The organism is Streptococcus sp. FSL E2-3494 (genome assembly GCF_038007085.1).
In the GTDB taxonomy this organism is placed as follows: Bacteria; Bacillota; Bacilli; order Lactobacillales; family Streptococcaceae; genus Streptococcus; species Streptococcus thermophilus.
On record NZ_JBBOWN010000001.1, the window covers coordinates 1,255,629 to 1,274,433 of the forward strand.

At 36.7% G+C, this 18,805-nt stretch carries 15 protein-coding genes and 5 pseudogenes; 4 read left to right on the forward strand and 16 right to left on the reverse strand.

Going from position 1 to position 18,805, the window contains the following annotated elements:
- Positions 1–2 precede the first annotated feature (2 nt).
- Both hemH and NST05_RS06505 read right to left on the reverse strand, forming a co-directional pair.
- Positions 3–1,191 (reverse strand): annotated as a pseudogene (gene hemH / locus NST05_RS06500) (ferrochelatase).
- Positions 1,192–1,302: 111 nt separating this feature from the next.
- Positions 1,303–2,199 carry a cation diffusion facilitator family transporter gene (locus NST05_RS06505; protein WP_065973155.1) on the reverse strand — a complete coding sequence of 299 codons (897 nt, stop codon included), beginning with the start codon at positions 2,197–2,199 and terminating at the stop codon, positions 1,303–1,305.
- Between the two features lie 133 nt (positions 2,200–2,332).
- Between NST05_RS06505 and NST05_RS06510 the strand changes: the two genes are divergently transcribed.
- Both NST05_RS06510 and NST05_RS06515 read left to right on the forward strand, forming a co-directional pair.
- On the forward strand, positions 2,333–2,872 hold the full coding sequence (locus NST05_RS06510; RefSeq protein WP_002944663.1) for a TetR/AcrR family transcriptional regulator: 540 nt from the start codon (positions 2,333–2,335) through the stop codon (positions 2,870–2,872).
- Between the two features lie 38 nt (positions 2,873–2,910).
- Positions 2,911–3,244 (forward strand): annotated as a pseudogene (locus NST05_RS06515) (glucuronide permease).
- Between the two features lie 55 nt (positions 3,245–3,299).
- Here NST05_RS06515 and NST05_RS06520 read toward each other — a convergent pair.
- Positions 3,300–4,154, reverse strand: a pseudogene (locus NST05_RS06520) (SDR family NAD(P)-dependent oxidoreductase); the annotation flags it as partial.
- A gap of 119 nt (positions 4,155–4,273) precedes the next feature.
- Between NST05_RS06520 and NST05_RS06525 the strand changes: the two are divergent.
- Positions 4,274–4,978 (forward strand): ABC transporter permease, encoded by a 705-nt coding sequence (locus NST05_RS06525; RefSeq protein WP_252989159.1) that lies wholly within the window; start codon positions 4,274–4,276, stop codon positions 4,976–4,978.
- A gap of 256 nt (positions 4,979–5,234) precedes the next feature.
- Positions 5,235–6,484 (forward strand): annotated as a pseudogene (locus NST05_RS06530) (ISL3 family transposase).
- A 58-nt stretch (positions 6,485–6,542) separates the two neighbouring features.
- On the opposite strand, the gene budA reads toward NST05_RS06530, so the two are convergent.
- From budA to ndk, 13 genes and pseudogenes are all read right to left on the reverse strand, one after another.
- The gene (budA, locus tag NST05_RS06535; protein ID WP_084828786.1) at positions 6,543–7,262 is read right to left on the reverse strand and encodes an acetolactate decarboxylase; all 720 of its coding nucleotides are present in this window, start codon (positions 7,260–7,262) and stop codon (positions 6,543–6,545) included.
- A 15-nt stretch (positions 7,263–7,277) separates the two neighbouring features.
- Entirely contained in the window at positions 7,278–8,954 is a 1,677-nt protein-coding gene (gene alsS, locus NST05_RS06540) for an acetolactate synthase AlsS (protein WP_084828785.1), read from the reverse strand.
- Positions 8,955–9,206: 252 nt separating this feature from the next.
- Entirely contained in the window at positions 9,207–10,379 is a 1,173-nt protein-coding gene (locus NST05_RS06545) for an MFS transporter (RefSeq protein WP_084828784.1), read from the reverse strand.
- A 6-nt stretch (positions 10,380–10,385) separates the two neighbouring features.
- A complete protein-coding gene (locus NST05_RS06550) occupies positions 10,386–11,129 on the reverse strand; it encodes an arginase family protein (protein WP_011225905.1) in 744 nt (247 codons plus the stop codon).
- Entirely contained in the window at positions 11,126–12,343 is a 1,218-nt protein-coding gene (locus NST05_RS06555) for a radical SAM/SPASM domain-containing protein (protein WP_014727516.1), read from the reverse strand. Before NST05_RS06555 ends, NST05_RS06550 begins: the two co-directional genes overlap by 4 nt.
- Before the next feature lie 82 nt (positions 12,344–12,425).
- Entirely contained in the window at positions 12,426–12,575 is a 150-nt protein-coding gene (locus NST05_RS06560) for a KGR family RaS-RiPP peptide (RefSeq protein ID WP_002947897.1), read from the reverse strand.
- Positions 12,576–12,634: 59 nt separating this feature from the next.
- Positions 12,635–13,435: a Fe-S oxidoreductase gene (locus tag NST05_RS06565; RefSeq protein ID WP_084828783.1), complete on the reverse strand. Its 801-nt coding sequence runs from the start codon at positions 13,433–13,435 to the stop codon at positions 12,635–12,637.
- 59 nt (positions 13,436–13,494) lie between these two features.
- The gene (locus NST05_RS06570; protein ID WP_084828782.1) at positions 13,495–14,352 is read right to left on the reverse strand and encodes an Rgg/GadR/MutR family transcriptional regulator; all 858 of its coding nucleotides are present in this window, start codon (positions 14,350–14,352) and stop codon (positions 13,495–13,497) included.
- Positions 14,353–14,875: 523 nt separating this feature from the next.
- Positions 14,876–16,708: a translation elongation factor 4 gene (gene lepA / locus NST05_RS06575; protein WP_011227164.1), complete on the reverse strand. Its 1,833-nt coding sequence runs from the start codon at positions 16,706–16,708 to the stop codon at positions 14,876–14,878.
- A gap of 121 nt (positions 16,709–16,829) precedes the next feature.
- Positions 16,830–16,994 carry a hypothetical protein gene (locus tag NST05_RS06580; RefSeq protein WP_165813976.1) on the reverse strand — a complete coding sequence of 55 codons (165 nt, stop codon included), beginning with the start codon at positions 16,992–16,994 and terminating at the stop codon, positions 16,830–16,832.
- Positions 16,995–17,094: 100 nt separating this feature from the next.
- Positions 17,095–17,859, reverse strand: a pseudogene (locus NST05_RS06585) ((S)-acetoin forming diacetyl reductase).
- Between the two features lie 210 nt (positions 17,860–18,069).
- Complete coding sequence (locus NST05_RS06590; RefSeq protein ID WP_084828780.1) at positions 18,070–18,363, reverse strand: rhodanese-like domain-containing protein; 294 nt, start codon at positions 18,361–18,363, stop codon at positions 18,070–18,072.
- A gap of 1 nt (position 18,364) precedes the next feature.
- Positions 18,365–18,778 carry a nucleoside-diphosphate kinase gene (ndk, locus tag NST05_RS06595; protein ID WP_171815033.1) on the reverse strand — a complete coding sequence of 138 codons (414 nt, stop codon included), beginning with the start codon at positions 18,776–18,778 and terminating at the stop codon, positions 18,365–18,367.
- Positions 18,779–18,805 lie beyond the last annotated feature (27 nt).

Genomic DNA, 18,805 nt, shown 5'->3' on the forward strand with positions numbered 1-18,805 from the left:
CATCATGCCCTCCAAATTACTTTCAAACAATAGCAACTAATCATATTTTTTCCATACTTCTTTTCAAGCATTTTCTTAACTAGATATGGCATCTTGACATTTTCTCGACCTTTTTTAACAATCAATTTCTTGACGAAATCGGGCATTTGAATATCCTTTTCCTCATCCAAAATCTGACCTGTGCTAGAAGGAGTTTCCAGCTCATCAAAGGTCTCAAGCTGAGGTTGATAGTAACTATAGTCACCGTCTATATGAGACTGAATAGCTGAAAGAAGGGCCTTGATTAAACGAGGATCGCTATTTGGCATGGGAGGTCTGTGATAGGCTACACCTAGCTCTTGGCAAAGTTCCTTACATTCCCACATCATTATCAAAAAGAACCTCAATATGCTCACTAATAAAGACAATAGGGACAAAAATATAGTGGTCTGGGTGTTCACGCTAATCTCGTAGATATTCTAAGACATCAGGCTTAATCCAAGGAATACCTATATCACTCTCACTCTGCCAAGTATTAGTGTACTGCTCTTCCCTAAGTCCTAAATCCTCCGCAATTAAGCGACTATTATCATAAATCTGGTCGATATAAGGGTCACCAAAATCTAGTGCCAAAACTGGGACACTGTGAGCTGAAAAAATCACCTTATAACTGTCGTCTCCAATCTGATCTAAAATCTTCCGGATTTCATCAGCCCAATAGTGAAGAAGAGAAGGTTCGCAGTACCAGTCCTTGATAATTTGGAACCTAATATGCTCACTTTCTAAAAATTTCTCATATCCTTCGACATTTTCACCACTCGCTTTTCGCTCTTTCCCTGCATACAGACCTGCATTGTTAAACATGACAGAATAGTAAGAATAATGGGGCTCTAAAATCAAGCACAAACATTCTTCAATTCCGTCATTCTCCATCTGTGTAATCACATCTGTAATGAAAGGTCGTGAAAATTTATTGGCAAAGTAAACCGACACTTGTTCTCCAAGAGCAGAAGCAACCAAATCAACTTCTTCTCTGGTTATCCTTTGGAGTGGAGTTCCACCAATTCGGAGGTAATTGTCATGTAAAGTCTGAATTTCATGTGGTTCAGGACGAACACCACGCCGTATATTCGTGAAAAACTCCGCTACTCCTTCATAGGTAATCTCTTCTGGTGACCCAAAGGTCATCATCAACACAGCTCTCTTACTCATAATTAATCCTTGTTCTACATTTGTTCTATTTTATCATGAAAAGGATCACTTTAGGGAACTTGGTATCAAAATAACTCTTAAAGGTAGACTCTAAGAGTTTAAAAACAAACCTTAATGATGGTGTTGCTGCTCACTTTCTGCTTCTAGCTCTTCGATATTTCGCTTGTGAGCTTGGTGGGTTGCCAAGTCTTCATCAACTTCGATGGTGACATTTTGAAAGCCACTCTCTTTGAGCAAGTCTCGGATAGACTCTTTACAGACCTCGATATGTTTGACATGCTCCAGACAAACATGGACAATAGCATTTTTCTCCAAGCCGTCCATGGTCCAAAGATTAAGCTGATTGATACTAGCAACATTATCCAACTGCTCTAAGTCATTCTTAACTTGCTTGATATCTACCCCTTCTGGCACAGCATCCAGGAAAATCTTGAGCGTGCTCCAAAAACGTGGAATGGCTTTGGACAGAATAAAGAAGGAAATAGCAAGAGACAAGAGGGGATCTAGGATATACCAGTCCGTAAATCGGAGGACAATGGCCATCAGGATGACAGCCAACCAACCTAAGGTATCTTCCAAAAAATGCAGGCTGAGAATAGACTCATTCTTGGTCTGACCCTTACGAATGACCAGACTCGCCAGCAGATTGACACTGATAGCAATAATTCCCAACCAAAGAAGCCCTTCGTCATTGACGGGTTGTGGGTGGAAAAGCTTGCTTACATTTTCTAAAATCACCATACCAGACCCTGTCATCAGAATGACTGCCGTTACCAAAGCCCCTAATAAGCTAAAACGCTTGTAGCCTAGGGTATAGCGACTATCTTCTTCACGATTGGAGATTGTTTCTAGAAAGGCCGAGAGGCCAATGGCTAGAGCATCCCCCAAGTCATGGACAGAGTCAGCGAGAACAGCACTGGAAACAAAGATTCCCCCTGCAATAAACTCAACAATGGCAAAGCTTAGATTCAAGAAAAAAGCCAACCAGACTGCATATTTTGAACTCATTTTTTACCTTCCTTTGGTATAATAGATTCACGAACATCATATTCAATATCTATTATCCAATACTACCAACAGAAAGGATAGGGGCAAACCGTTCGCTGTGTACGTTACTGAACAGTTTGTTCATAGTGTCCATATGACTGCACAAGATCGTCGCATTACCAAGACTAGAAAAGCCATCTATCAAGCTTTCTTGTACTTACTTAACCAAAAAGATTATGAGGCCATCACCGTTCAGGAGATTATTGACTTGGCTGATGTGGGGCGTTCGACCTTTTACAGCCATTATGAGAGCAAAGAGTTACTACTGGATGAGCTCTGCCAAAAGCTCTTTCACCATTTGTTTGAGCGTACTCAATACCTCTCTCCACAAGACTACCTGGCCCATATCTTTCAACATTTCAAGAAAAATCAAGACCATGTAACCAGTCTCTTGCTTTCAAAAAACGATTATTTTATCCGGCAGCTGCGAAAAGAACTGGAACATGACGTCTATCCAATGGTAGCTGATGAACTGATTCAATCACACCCCAACATTCCTCACTCATATCTCAAGCACCTGGTTGTAACCAACTTCATTGAAACCCTGACCTGGTGGTTGAAAAAAGGCAAGTCCTACAGCGAGCAGGAAGTAGTCCAGTTTTATTTGGAGATTTTAAACGTCGCTTCTAACTAAGGTGCGACTTTACATCATGTATCATAGAAAGGAAAACTATGCTCCTCCTCATTCTTCTTGGTATTTTCACAGCTTTCTTATCCCTTGCTTTTGCTCTTCTTCATTTAATGGCCAGTCTTTCAGAATTAAGAAAGCACAAGAATACTCTAGGAAATCGGCTTCTCCTTATCGGAAGCAACCTTGCGACCTTCTCTCATCCTTTACTTCCTTTTGCCAATTGTTGCTTTATTCCTTTGGCTGATCGGAGTTAGCTTGATTTGCTACGGAGCCTATTGGAATGGCAAGCATAAAGGAAATTTCCATCTAGTAGCCCACTACCTGATTCGGATCGGAATCGCTCTGGTAATTACGATTTTATTAACTCTTGTATAAGAAAAGATCAAGTTTTATTAATGAAAACTTGAGCTTTTTTCTTATATTTATGATATTAAACATTCTGCTTTTCTTTAAACATTTTGACCTTTTCTTGGCAGTAATTCATTAATTTCTGTGCTTTTTCAAATGAGTAGCCTTTTTCAGATACCGACTTGACTTTCTTTTCATCAAAGTAGTAGCCAGTCAAGCCACTGACTTCCTCTGATAAGGTGAGATAATAGCCTGTTTCGATTCCCTGATCTAAATCTTTTGAAAGAGACTTCATCAAGCGTCCGAAGAGAGACTTTTCCGTCTTTTTATCACTAGAATTATTCCCTAAGTTGGTTAAAATCAAGCCGGGATGGTAGGCATTAATAGTGGTATTTGAACCTTTTAAAAAGAAATCTCTTGCTAGATAGCGTGTCATCCAAATGGTGTAGAGCTTGGAATTATTGTAGGCCAAACCGGGATTGTATTCTTTCTCAAAGCCAAAGTCCAAATCCTTCACTTTCGCAAAATGGTGCATATAGGAAGAGGTATTGATAACAAGGCCATCAGGCAATTTTTCTAACAAGGGGATTAGCTCTGTTATAAAAATATAGGGAACCAGAACGGATAACATGAAAGTTAGTTCGACATTTTCACCACTCGCTTTTCGCTCTTTCCCTGCATACAGACCTGCATTGTTAAATAAGATATCAATCCTTTGAAAGTCTCGCTTGATTTCCTCCACAAATCGATAAACATTATCTAATTTTGAAAAATCAGCCAAGTAGCTAGACACTCTGCCTCTCAAGGAGACTGCCCGAACCTCCTGAGTAGCCAATTCCAGCTTTTGAGGATTGCGACCGTGGAGGATGATATGATAGCCTTCACTAGACGGTTTCTTTGCTAGATGCTTACCGATACCGTCCGTAGCACCTGTTAGATGTAGGAAGTAATAACGATCGTCAAGATATCACAACACTTGTTGTCAATGATAAAGATCAAAAAACACTTCAAAATTACATCAAACTCAATCATCGTGAAACTGGTCAGAAGCTTGATTTGACTGAAAAAGGCATTATTATCTCAGAGAAATTGGCGGACCTAGCTGGTATTTCTGTAGGTGATGAAGTAACCGTTCAAAATAGCCAGGACAAAGACATCAAACTCAAAGTTTCTGGTATTTCTGAGATGTACATGGGGCACTTCATCTTTATGAACGAATCTACTTATAAGGATGCTTTCGGAAAAGAGGCTAGCCAAAATGCTACGATACTTACACTAAAAGATCATTCAGACAAAAATGTTGAGCAAACAGCCAGTCGATTTATGTCTCTTGATGGTGTAAAAGGGGATGTCCAAAATACTACTCTAAAGGCACAAATTAAGACCATCGTCAACTCACTTAGCCGTGTTATGGGAGTTTTGATTGGTGTTTCTATTCTTCTTGCTTTTGTTGTTCTCTTCAATTTAACGAATATCAATGTGGCAGAGCGTATCCGCGAATTATCAACCATTAAGGTTCTAGGTTTCTTTAATAAAGAAGTGACGCTCTACATCTATCGAGAAACAATTTATCTTTCTATCATTGGTATCTTGGTTGAATTCGGACTTGGTTTGGGACTGCATCAATACATGGTAGATGTTATCACGCCTGAAAATATTATGTTCAATCCAAATCTTGGCTGGCTCATCTACGCTGTTCCAACACTAGTAATCATTATCATTCTGACAGGTTCTGGGTATCTTTGTGAACCAACACCTTAAGAAAGTCAATATGCTCGAGGCTCTAAAATCTGTTGAGTGAGATATGCTATAACTTAATAAATAAAACGGAAGAGTTAGGACCACTTCGTCGTTTTAAAACAAGATACTCCCCTATGTCGAATAGGGGAGTATCTTGGCTCTATAATTTCTGTAGTGGGTAAAACTACTGTAGAGATTATAGAGCTTTTTGAGTGTACACAAAAAGTCCCATAAGAACTATAATGAAAAGCAACCAAACCATCATTAGGAAAAACTCATGAGGCTTATTAAGAATACCACAGAATTAATCGGAATTAAAGACCAAAATATCAAGATTTCACTTGTTTTTGAAACTGATACTCGTATCGAGATTCAAGCAAAACTCGATTACCCTGCACCATCATGTCCTCATTGCCATGGAAAGATGATCAAGTACGATTTTCAAAAGCCTTCTAAAATCCCTCTTCTCGAGCAAGCGGGAACACCAACTCTACTACGTCTGAAAAAACGTCGTTTCCAGTGTAAAAATTGTAGAAGTGTCACGGTAGCTGAGACATCTATCGTTGAGAAAAACTGCCAAATCTCCAATCTAGTCCGACAAAAAGTTACACAACTCCTAACTGAGAAAGTGTCACTAACTGATATTGCAAGAAGACTTCGCGTGTCGACGTCCACTGTCTATCGTAAGCTTGATCAGTTTACTTTCAAGGAACATTATGACAAACTCCCTGCTGTTATGTCCTGGGATGAGTTTGGGTTCAAGAAAGGGGAATTGGCTTTTGTGGCGCAGAATTATGAGACAAACGAACTCATAACCATCCTTGATAATCGCCGCCAAACTACTATACGAAACTACTTTTTGAAGTATCCATTGAAAGTCCGACAACAGGTACAGTTTATCACGATGGATATGTCTGGAGCTTATATTCCACTGGCTCGCAAGCTCTTTCCAAACGCAAAAATCGTTCTTGATCGTTTCCACATCATCCAGCACCTTGGACGTGCCTTTTTAAAGACAAGAATTGCAATTATGAACCAATTCGATAAAAAGTCACTACCCTATCGAGCCTTGAAAAATCACTGGCGACTCTTCCAAAAGGACAGCTGTAAGTTATCTCTCAACTCTTTTTATTCAAAGACTTTCCGCCAAACTTTAGCACCACATGAAGTTGTTAAGAAGACACTAGTCTTTTCAAAAGAGCTTACTGACTACTATACACTTTATCAGCTTTTGCTTTTTCACTTTCAGGAGAAGAGAGTAGGTGAGTTCTTTGACCTGATAGAGGAAAATAGAAGCAAGGTCAATCACTATTTTCAAACGGTCTTTAGGACTTTTCTTAGACACAAGCAATACATCCAAAATGCACTAGAAACAGACTATTCAAACGCAAAACTTGAAGCGACTAATAAGTTAATTAAAGACATTAAACGCTTGGGCTTCGGTTTTAGAAACTTCATCAACTTTAAGAAACGTGTCTTCATCACACTGAACATACATAAAAAGAGGACCTATCCGGTCCTCTCTAGATGTTAGCTTTTCGTCACCCACTACAGTTGACAAAGAGACAGTATCTTATTTATATGCTTATTCAGCCTTAGTAATATCTTTACGCATTTCATCAACATTGAATTTAGCAAAGAGATATTGACGGTCTTGAACTGGGAAGCGTTGATCGAGTTGGTCAACTGGTCCAACTTCAATAATACCATTCTCGATAACAAAATCCATAACGTGACCACCGAATGTCAAGTCATCTGAAATAAAATGGAGATGGTAACCAGCAACACTCACACCGTGGAACATTTCAGGTGTCCAGATACCAACGATTGTACCTGAAATATTATCAGATTCATACTCTGGTTGATGAGTCGCAACTTCAGCAAATTTCGTATCAGGAGTAGACTTAGGTATCATGCGGACATGCATGTGCTTAAAATGCCCTTTAATCTTGATGGAACGGAAGAGATTAACCCCATCATAGTAAGATTCAATACGATCCTCAAGTTCTTTATCAGTCATTTCAAAACGTTGACGGAAGATAACTTCAGCTTGGTGAGGTACGACTGCTGCATAGGGAACTTTTTCATCTGGAGAAACTTCTACCACTTCGACTTTACCTTCAGAGCCTTTAGCTTGATAGGCTTTACCGTCAAGAACAATCAACTCACCATCGATAGAATCTAATGTTCCGAGACCCAAGTCTCCATGCTCTAACAACTCTCCAACGGTTAAAGTACCTCCATAAAGCCCAGCCATCAAGGCTCCCAAAGTATTATATTGAAATAATTTTATGGCTTCAGACATGTCTACACCCTCTTTTTAGTAAAATTCATCTGGCAAAATAGTTTCGCCGAGTTTAATGTTATCTTTATAGTCAATTGGAACATCAATAAGGACTGGTCCATCTACAGCCTGAGTCAAAGCCTCTTGAAGCAAGCTAGCAAACGCTGCTTTACTTGTTGCACGATAACCTTTGGCTCCAAAGCTCTCAGCATATTTTACAAAATCTACAGGACCAAAGTCAACCCCAGATGAACGACCGTACTTCATTTCTTCCTGGAATTCCACCATATTGTAATGACCATCGTTCCAGATAATATGGACAATTGGCAATTTCAAACGAACTGCTGTTTCCAATTCTTGTGCTGAGAAGAGGAAACCACCATCACCAGAAACAGAAATCACTTTTGTCTTAGGACGAACCAAAGCTGCAGAGATAGCCCATGGAAGAGCAACACCTAGCGTTTGCATCCCATTTGAGAAAAGCAAATGACGTGGTTCATACGATTTGAAATAACGTGCCATCCAAATATAGTGACTACCAACATCAACCGTAACAGTCATATCATCATCTGTTTGTTCTTGCAAAACTTCGATTAAATCTAGCGGATGCACCGTACCTTCATCAGGCTGACGGTCAAACTTAACATCCTCAACAACATTGTTTTTCAAACCTTTAAGATATTCAACCGAACCTTCAGGCAATTTATAACCTTGAATAGCGGGCAAAAGCAAGTTTAAGCTCGCTTCTACATTACCAATCAATTCACGTTCCGGTTGGAAGTAAGTGTCCACCTCGGCCGGCTCAACATCAATAACGATGATACGTGCTGAAATTTCAGCATTCCAGTTACGTGCTTCATATTCGATTGGGTCATAACCAATGGCAATAACTAAGTCGGATTTTTTAAGCAACATGTCTCCGGGTTGGTTACGGAAAAGACCTACACGACCAAAGAAAGTATCTTCTTCAAGGTCACGTGACACGATACCGGCACCTTGGAAAGTTTCAACAACTGGCAATTTAACATGCTTCAAAATTTGGCGAATAGAGTAAGTTACGGCTTCTGATGAGGCACCATTTCCCAAAAGAAAGACTGGCAACACTGCATTTTTAATGGCTTGTGCTAGATAGTTAATATCAGAAACAGATGCTGAACCAAGTTTTGGATCTGTCATAGGCTTAATAGCCTTAACACTGACCGGAGCATCCGTCACGTCTTGAGGAATTGAAATGAAGCTTGCACCTGGTTTCCCTGACTTAGCGTGACGATAGGCATTAGCAACCGTTTCAGAAAGGGTGTTAGCATCATGTACTTCAGCAGCATATTTGGTAATTGGCTCAAGCATAGCAACGTTATTCATTGATTGGTGGGCACGTTTCAAGAGATCTGCACGCTTAACCTGACCACCAATAGCAAGAACAGGGTCTCCTTCATCCGTCGCTGTTACCAAACCAGTAGCCAAATTGGAGACACCTGGACCAGATGTTCCCAATACTACACCTGGTTTCCCAGTAATACGTCCAACACCTTGAGCCATAAAAGCAGCATTTTGCTCATGACGGGCAACAATCAATTCAGGTCCCTTATCTTCCAAGGTATCAAAAACCCTATCGATTTTTGCGCCTGGAATCCCAAAGACATACTCAACATCATGGTTGATCAAACTATCAACCACTAAATCTGCACCATACAATTGCTTTTCTTCTGACATGAACACAGTCCTTCTAGCCCTAAAATGGTAGAGCCAACTTTCCTTTCAAGTATAAGTCACAAAGTGTCAAAGTCTGCTCGTTTTTTCACAAACTTTCATCAATTCACAATTCTGTTATCATTATAGCACAGTTTTCAGACAATCTTGTGAAAAAAGGCAGACTAGGTGACTAAAAAAGACAAACACTCAAAATAGCGTTTGTCTACTTTATAAATTAACTATCTCATTTGCTTGTTTTCTGATTTATAAATATTACTTATCAATGCTTAGTTTTTTGAGGTTTACAAACACACAATAACACAGAAGAATAAACAGAGCAAAAACAGCAAGACTTCTGAAAACTAAAACAAGATGACTACTTAAAAAGGCAAAACTTCCTATTACTAAAACAGCAATGCCTGAAAATACAGAATGTAAGGTCTCCGAGTAAATATATAGTTTCTGTAATTCTTTCATGTTAAGTGACAACTGAAAATAATTGGTTTCGATTATCCCCATCATTGTCTGACCTATCGCTAGAAAAACATAACTCATTAGTACTGTATAAATGTTCGAAGATGTACTAAATAAAAGTAGATATAGAACATAAAATGAAAGACCTAAGGCGAAAGCTTTCATATGAGAACTTATTTGTTTCACGAAGCTAAGAAGGAAGCTCATTACTAAGAATGAAACTGCTAAAAATGATAAGGAAAAGGAATACATAGAATCACTAATACCGAGATACTTTGTTAAATAAACAACTTCATAAGTATCATAAACAACTCCAATTGATCCCACAATAACTCCAGATAATAGAACTAATGCAATTTTTTTGGATCTCAGAATGTTAAATAATGTAATGTTTAAATTTTGTTTTTTTCTTTCTTCTTTCAAATTTAAAGTCGAAATATTTGGTAAAAATAAAAGACTAGTAGCTCCCACTATCAAAAGAAGAGCATAAACTGTAAACAATAAAAAGTGACTTTTATTAATAAATAAACCAACAAACAACGGTGCTAAAAAATAAGATACTGAACCAATGCTTGTATACCTAGCGTTAAACTTAATCAATGAATCCTTGTCTATAATAATTGGTACACAACTATATAATAAACTGGAAAACAATACATTGACAACCTCAATTATGAATACAACTAATAGGACAATTATATGGTTTAATCCAAAACCTAGTAAGAAAAGTAAGATTGCCTTTGTAATTTCTAACAGAATAAGCAGGTATTTTCTGCTCAGTTTACTATTTGAGATATTAATCCTATTTGTAACTATTGCAGCTAAACACTTTACCACCCAAAAATACATAACTAATTGCACAGAAATTCTAGACAATAGAATGTTGATCAAGATAGTATAACCATACTCTGAGATTAACGATGAGAAACGATTAAAATAAATACTCAATGCTGCATATTTTTTTATTTTCAATATTTCCTATATCCTCCTTAATTTTGATTTAACAAATTGAATCATTTGGTAAAAAATGTGAGCATTATCACTTCCAACCATCGGATTGTACTCAACTATATCACAAAAATATACCTTATCAGAACATAAAATTTTGGAAATTATTCCAAGAAAATCGTTCATTTGAAATCCTCCAATAATAGGATATGATACTGAATCAAAAACAGATGGATCCAAAACATCAATGTCTATTGATAAGTAAATATCTTTTGACTCATCAATATAACTATCTAACTTTTTCAAAACTCTACTCTTATTTAACCAATACTCCTCCATTGAGAGGATGATTATTTTATTATCAAATGAACTAGGAAACTCAAAATTCCTTTCCCCAATGATAATTATTTTTTCAAAAATATCGGTTAAAAAACTTAAAAAATTCCAATTTTTTACAACACTTTCAAAGTCTTTGAAGTAATCTAAATGAGCATCTAAAACAATTAAATATGCTCCCTCTCGAACAGTGGCCTTTGCTAATAGATAAGTAACTGAATGATCTCCTCCTAAAGCAATCTGAACTTTAGATTCAGCAATAGTTCGACTTAGACTTTCTAAATCAATAGAAAATAAATCTTGATTACCTAAATTAATTGTAATTATATCAGAATCTTTCCTATCATATAACATCGCTTCTTGATAATATTTTGTGGGAGCAAATCTCGCTCCTGGAATTCTACTTCCACCATCATAAATAATAGATAATATTTTCATAAACTCATTGACTTTGGCTTAATCCCAGTTAAATTATATGCTAACTTGCACTCCTGTATATCGGGACTCCCAATAGAACCTCCGAAAAACTGAGCTCGACTTCTACACCCACCTTGACAAACATAATTTGCAGGGCATTCATTATAATACTTACATCGTACATTTCGAATATGATTGAAGAACTTCGAATTAATCCAAATATCATTTAAAGTCTTTTCATTAATGTTACCTCCACAAAATTTAGTGGAGGATAATGTCGGACAAAATCCAACATCACCTGACGAATTTATAAACACATAAGAATTGCCAGCACCACAATAAAATGATTCAAATGTGGATTCGGATATATTATTACAATTTGCTTGAATATTGGGAATACACAAAATAGCATTATTGAATTCTTCATCACTAATTGATAGTCGATTATTCCTTTCAAAAGGTAAAAACCTATCAAAAGCATATTTCACATCTAATCGATCAAACAACTCCAAAAAATACTTCACTCCACTAATATTCTTGTTATTCAAAACAACATTAACAGTAACAGGTACTCCTAAACTCCTAAAATATTCAATATTCTTAATTGTTCTCTTAAATGTACCTCTTCCTCTAATTGAATCATGTATTGTTTCATTCCAACCATCTAAACTAACTTTTAGTCTTATACCATCATATCTTTGAATCAATATTTTAAAATCTTCAGGAATATATACAGCATTTGTAAAAATTGTTGTACACATTCCCTCTTTTAATACTTCCTCGATAATTTCACTTAATCCCTGTAATAATAATGGTTCGCCTCCAGTGAAATCAACATCCATTACTCCTAGCTGCTTAGCTTCATATACTATACTTGAAATTTTCTTTCTATCGAGCTCCTTTGAATAATCAGGTAAATAACAATGCATACATCTTAGGTTACATTTGTTCGTGACCTCAATCTGTATCACTTTTAATGGTATTTTCGTTGAAAATTCAACAATTTTAGTGTTGGTCTTAGAGAGTGATATTTCATTGTTATTTAGAAAATCTATAACATTTTTTATTACCTGACTCTTTGAATCAGAAAACTTTTTCAATGAAAATTGGTACATAAATTTTAAAGCTAAAAATGTAGCTAAATTTAATGAAAATAGTTTATTATTCCTATTATTCCTGAGTATTCCTTGCTTATTGTACCAATTAAAAAAAATCGAGTAAACATTGCTCGTCATATTAATTCCCTGCAATCTTCCAAAAATATTAATATAAAAACCAAAGGATTAGAAATAGACTCTAATCCTACAATCAGTTCTATTAGACAGACGGTGGGCAACGACCTTTGAGTCCATCAATCAACTCTGTAGCAACAGAAGGTTTAATTTCCATAATGTCAATAGATAGACCGCTAGAAACAACTTCTTCTTCTGCTAATTCAATTTGTGCAATAGCATCACTAACTTGCATCGTAATATCCTCCATTATTTATTTAAGAATCAATAAGTACCCATAACAAATCATAGAAATCATTCTTTATCTATAAAATTTAGCTGAAAATGCTTTGAAATTATCTTATTAAACTGATTTGCAATAATAAAGTATATGTTATCTGTTCGTATATATGATATTTTTTTATAAACATCTTCACAAACTCTCTTGTAAAGATTCCAAAATTGATTTGCTTGTGAACTTGTATAAGATAAGGGTATACTTCCCCATCTAAAATCTAAATAATATATATACCATTTTTCATATTCTTTAAACTCTGTAGTGCCATCGGCAGTCTTTGTTCGATAATACTCTGATAAAGTGTTTTTAAAATTGTTTTGATACTCAATCTCATATTTCAGCCTTTCCTCTGAAACATGCAAAGACGGACTAAAAACTGGCACCCCAGTTTTAATATATCGTAAAACTACATCCTCTATATCCTTGTACCTCTGCCCCTCACCAAGGTTCAGTTGAAATGTCGGACAAGGAGTAAAAGAAACAATATAGAAGTTCTGAATTTTCTTAATATGAAAAGGATATAATTCACAAGTTAATGGCTTGTTCAAGCCTAAATCATTTATCGTACAACCCAATTCAGAATGAAACCAGCACTTTTTACCACAACTCAACAATGAAACACTATCATCACTAACAATAAAATCTTTAAGATACGTGCGTTTTAGAAAACTTGCTGTCTTTGCATCAAGTAATAAAGAATTATTCACATGACAACAAGATCCTCTACACTTTTCACAATTATAAGAGATAATATCATCTAGAAACGTATAATGAATGATATCTTCTGAAATCTGTTCAGGAAATTTAATAATTCTCATATCAATAATATATCATTTAATTTTGACACTGATAATTTATACCATATACACAAATCCAACTACATTTTTAACACTCCAGATAAATGATTTTCAAATTTTATAGCTAAATTCTCACTATTAGCCAGCTTCATTGCAGTAATACACTTCTTCATTTCTAGAATAGCTTTATTGCTCCTATTCTTCTTTAATTCATATAAATTTTTTGAATAATGAAACACTAATTTCTCGTAAATCTCAGTTTCCGTAAAACAACTATGATTTAACTGTTTTTCAAAATACAACGCATCAATATACTCATCTCTTTCAATACTTATGATATAACAATTTAATAGCATTGTTGAGTGTAACCTTCGGTAGTTTGGTAAATCCTTGTAAAATTCTGAACGTTTACACATTTCTCTTGATAAAAGCATCATTGTTTGATGATTCAATACATCTACAGTATTCGCAAATAACAGTAGTTCGTAACAACCCCAATATTCTACAGAGAATAGGTAGTCTGATAAATATTGGATATCAGATTCATCATAGTAACTTTTGTCTGATAAGTCCTGTAAACGAATTTTTATTAAAATAGTATTTAGAGTATAAAAAGTCTCATGCTTTTCGATTTTTTCTACTTGAGAGATTAATAACTTTTCCATACCTGACACGTTCCTTGCTGAAACAAATAAACTAATCTTTTCTAAGATTTCATTAAACTCATCTCTCTGAAAGTCGTTTGCTGCATACATAAACTCATCAATAGGCATATTTATCGCATTTAAAGCTGACATAAACTTACTAATTGTCAAATCTGTATTTTCACGTTCAAAGCGGGAAATATGAGATACTGATACGCCTAACTTTGCGATATCTTTTAAGACTAATCCCCTAGACTCTCTAAATTTCTTAAATAATTTTCCATAATCTTTCATAAAAAGCACCTCTTTTGCATATACGAGAATTTCCCAGATAAACTTAAAAGTATTATATCATATAGTGAGATAGGAGGTTAATTTCTATGAATAAAGAAAGTTTTTTAGCTATCTTACTTCTAATTTTTGAAAGCATTATTGTAATTGCTGTTGGCTAAACAAATAGAAAATAAAGACACCACAAAAGTTAGACTTTCGATGTCTAACTTTTGTGCTGTAGTTAAGGTATGATGTTGTTCTCTAATAAGGGTATAATATAAAAAAGACTCTATGATTTCTGTAGTAGGTAAAACCACTATAGAGATTATAGAGCTTTTTGAGTGTATACAAAAACTAGTTCTTTATTGGAACAAAGTCAACAACTAATCTAGTATTGGTTGCAGCGGCAATTTCTTCCAATGTTTTATATGTTGGATTAGTGGTGCCATTCTCTATACGTCACTTTGAGAAGGTAAATTTTAAAATCCTCTTTATCATAACTTTTTACTAAAATAGCCAGAACATCACATTCTGACTATCATTCTTATTTCTCATCTTCGTCCATTGAAAGCACAGACAAGAAGGCTTCTTGTGGTACCTCCACCGAACCAATGGCTTTCATACGTTTCTTACCAGCTTTTTGTTTTTCGAGGAGTTTACGTTTACGTGAAACGTCACCACCGTAACATTTAGCCAAGACGTTTTTACGAAGAGCTTTGATATCTGTACGGGCAACAATTTTTTGACCAATAGCCGCTTGGATAGGAACTTCAAATTGTTGACGTGGAATAATTTTCTTAAGTTTATCAACGATAAGTTTTCCACGTTCGTAGGCAAATTCTCTATGGACAATAAAGCTAAGGGCATCGACCTTATCACCATTAAGGAGAATATCCATTTTCACCAATTGTGAACGACGGTACTCTGACAATTCATAGTCAAAACTTGCATAACCACGAGTTGATGACTTCAATTTATCAAAGAAGTCAAAGACGATTTCAGCAAGTGGAATTTGATAGATAACGTTAACACGATTATCATCAATATATTCCATGGTTTCAAAATCACCACGTTTACGTTGCGCCAACTCCATAACAGCACCAACATACTCTTGAGGAACCATAATTTGAGCTTTGACATAAGGCTCTTCAATGGCATCAATACGTGTAGGATCTGGAAATTCAGATGGGTTGGACACTTCAAGCATTTCACCGTCAGTAGTGTTAACATGGTAAACTACTGATGGTGCAGTCATGATGAGATCGATGTTAAACTCACGTTCCAAACGCTCTTGGATAACATCCATGTGAAGAAGGCCCAAGAAACCACAACGGAAACCAAAACCAAGGGCTTGAGACGTTTCAGGCTCAAATTGAAGACTGGCATCATTCAATTGGAGCTTTTCAAGAGCCTCACGCAAGTCGTTATATTTATTTGACTCAATTGGATAAAGACCAGCAAAGACCATTGGGTTCATTTGCTTATAACCATGAAGTGGTTCTGCGGCTGGATTATCCGCAAGTGTCACTGTATCACCGACACGAGTATCCGCAACTGTCTTAATTGAAGCTGCTACATAACCAACATCTCCAGTCGCAAGGTAGTCACGGCCAACAGCTTTAGGAGTGAAAATACCAACCTCAGTAACGTCAAAGGTCTTGCCATTAGACATCATTTGAATCTTATCGCCCGTTTTAACCATTCCGTTAACCACACGCACTTGGAGTATGACGCCACGATACGCATCATAAACAGAGTCAAAGATAAGGGCTTGGAGAGGTGCTTCCACATCACCTTGGGGCGCAGGAACTTTCTCAACAATTTGTTCGAGAATCTCTTCGATACCAATGCCAGCCTTAGCTGATGCAAGCACAGCTTCCGAGGCATCTAATCCGATAACATCTTCAATCTCTGTACGTACACGCTCAGGATCTGCCGCTGGAAGGTCGATTTTATTGATAACTGGTAAGATTTCCAAGTCATTATCAAGTGCCAAGTAAACATTGGCAAGTGTTTGTGCTTCAATCCCTTGAGCTGCATCTACCACCAAGATAGCACCCTCACAGGCGGCAAGGGAACGTGACACCTCATAAGTAAAGTCCACATGTCCCGGTGTGTCGATAAGGTGGAAAATATAAGTCTCGCCGTCTTTAGCTTTGTAGTTAAGCTCAATGGCATTCAGTTTGATAGTGATACCACGTTCGCGCTCAAGATCCATACTATCAAGGAGTTGTGCCTGCATCTCACGACTTGATACAGTCTCAGTCTTTTCCAAGATACGGTCAGCAAGCGTTGATTTACCATGGTCAATATGAGCAATAATCGAGAAGTTGCGAATCTTCTCCTGTCTTTGTTTTAATTCTTCAATATTTGGCATTTTATTCTTTCCTAGTTCTTACTTGTGATTGTTAAAAAACGAACCGTCACCTCCTATTATACAAAAAAGATAGGCATTTGCCTATCTCTAATATCTGCTTTATGACTGCATTTAATCCTTCTTATTTCTTAAAATTATCATTGTAGTGCTTATTAATAATAGCTGAACGCTTGTTCTCTATTGAACTACTTGAAAATGGAGCTAAACCAAAGGCTAGTACAATAATTCCCAATAGAATAAGACTAAAAAACGGGTGCTCAGCAATATAGTGTAAGATGTCTGACATGGGAATCCACCTTTAAAAACATAATTATTTATAACTATATTATCAGAAACATTATGTTTTATCAAGCAAAAAAGAGAGCCATTCGCTCTCCCTTTTAACCTTAATGGAATTGCATACCACCATCAACGATGATTGTTTGACCTGTAATGTAGTTTGAGTCAGGTCCAGCTAGGAAGCTAGCTGCTGCTGCAACATCTTCAGGTTCTGACAAACGTTTGAGGGTAATATCTTTAGCAAAAGTTTGCATACCCCACTCATCATCTTTACCAGCATTTTTACCAACTTCGTGGGCAATGTCAAACATCATTGGAGTCTTAACGATACCTGGTGCATAAGCATTTACAGTTATACCTGAATCAGCCAAGTCACGCGCCAAAGTTTGAGTAATACCACGAACTACGAATTTAGTTCTACCATATACAGTTAAGTTAGAGTTCCCTACGACACCTGCTTGTGAAGTTGCATTGATAATTTTACCACCATGACCAAGTGATTTAAATTGTGCTTGGGCAGCTTGTGCACCTCAGATAACTCCACCAACATTAATGTTAAATGTAAGTTGAAACTGTTCTTCAGTAATAGTGTCAAGGGGTTTTGTTGGTGCCACACCAGCATTATTAACAACAACATTCAAGTCGCCAAAGTGATCAACTACTTTTTGGAAAGCAGCTGCTACTTCAGCTTGTTTAGATACATCAGCTACAACTGCAAATGCTTTATCTGCTGACAATTCAGCAACAGCTTTTTCTGCAGTTTCAGCGTTGTAGTCCAATACTCCGACTCTAAAACCATCTTCAACCAAACGTTTTGCAATCGCAAAACCAATACCTTGACCTGCACCTGTAACAATAGCAACTTTTGACATACGAAATCCCCCTCTACCAATTGGAGTCACAAGCTTAGTAAGAAGCCTTATCTCAATTGGAATACGCTAAGTTAGTCAAGTTCTGGCAAAGTCATTTTCATAGGCTTTGTCTTAACTCATTTAGAATCTTACCACTTTATGAAAGCGTTGTTAATAATTTGTCATGCTTTTTGAAAGCAAATAAGATCACCACTAGTGACCTTATGTGTATTATTTTTCAAACTTAAACCCTAGTGCTTCCATATCGTCCAAGCCACCTAGATTAGTCACCTTAGTATATCCTCGCTCTTTAAGAACTGATGCAGCGAATTCTGCACGAGGTCCCATTTTACAATAGAGGTAAATGGAAGCGTCTTTTTCAGCTAGAATGTCAGCAGAGAAAAACTGCGTGTGAGGTATTAATAAGGCATCCTTAACATGACCTTCTGCGTATTCTTCTGGAGTCCTGACATCAATTAATAGTCCATCCTGAGCTAATTCTGATTGAATCTGTGCTATATCCATCCTACTCACCAAACCAAATCTTAATTTCTCGAGCCGCAGATTCTTCTGAATCAGAGCCATGAACGATATTTGGAATCATGTCACCATCTGGTGCTGTTGCAAAGTCTCCACGAATCGTTCCAGGAGCAGCATCCCCAGGATTAGTTGCTCCCATCATATCACGCCATGACTTAATAACACCTGGGCCGGACATAATACCAATAACTGCTGGACCACTCATCATGAATTCAGAAATACTAGGGAAAAAAGGTTTATCAGCCAATTGGGGATAATGTTCTTTAAGACGTTCTTCGTCAAGCATCAGCATCTCCATACGCTCAATAACGAAGCCACGTCGCTCAATTCGATCAAGCACTTGACCAATTAGATGGCGTTTAACAGCATCTGGTTTAATAATAAAGAATGTTTTTTGCATATTCCCAACCTTCATCGTTTTCTTTCC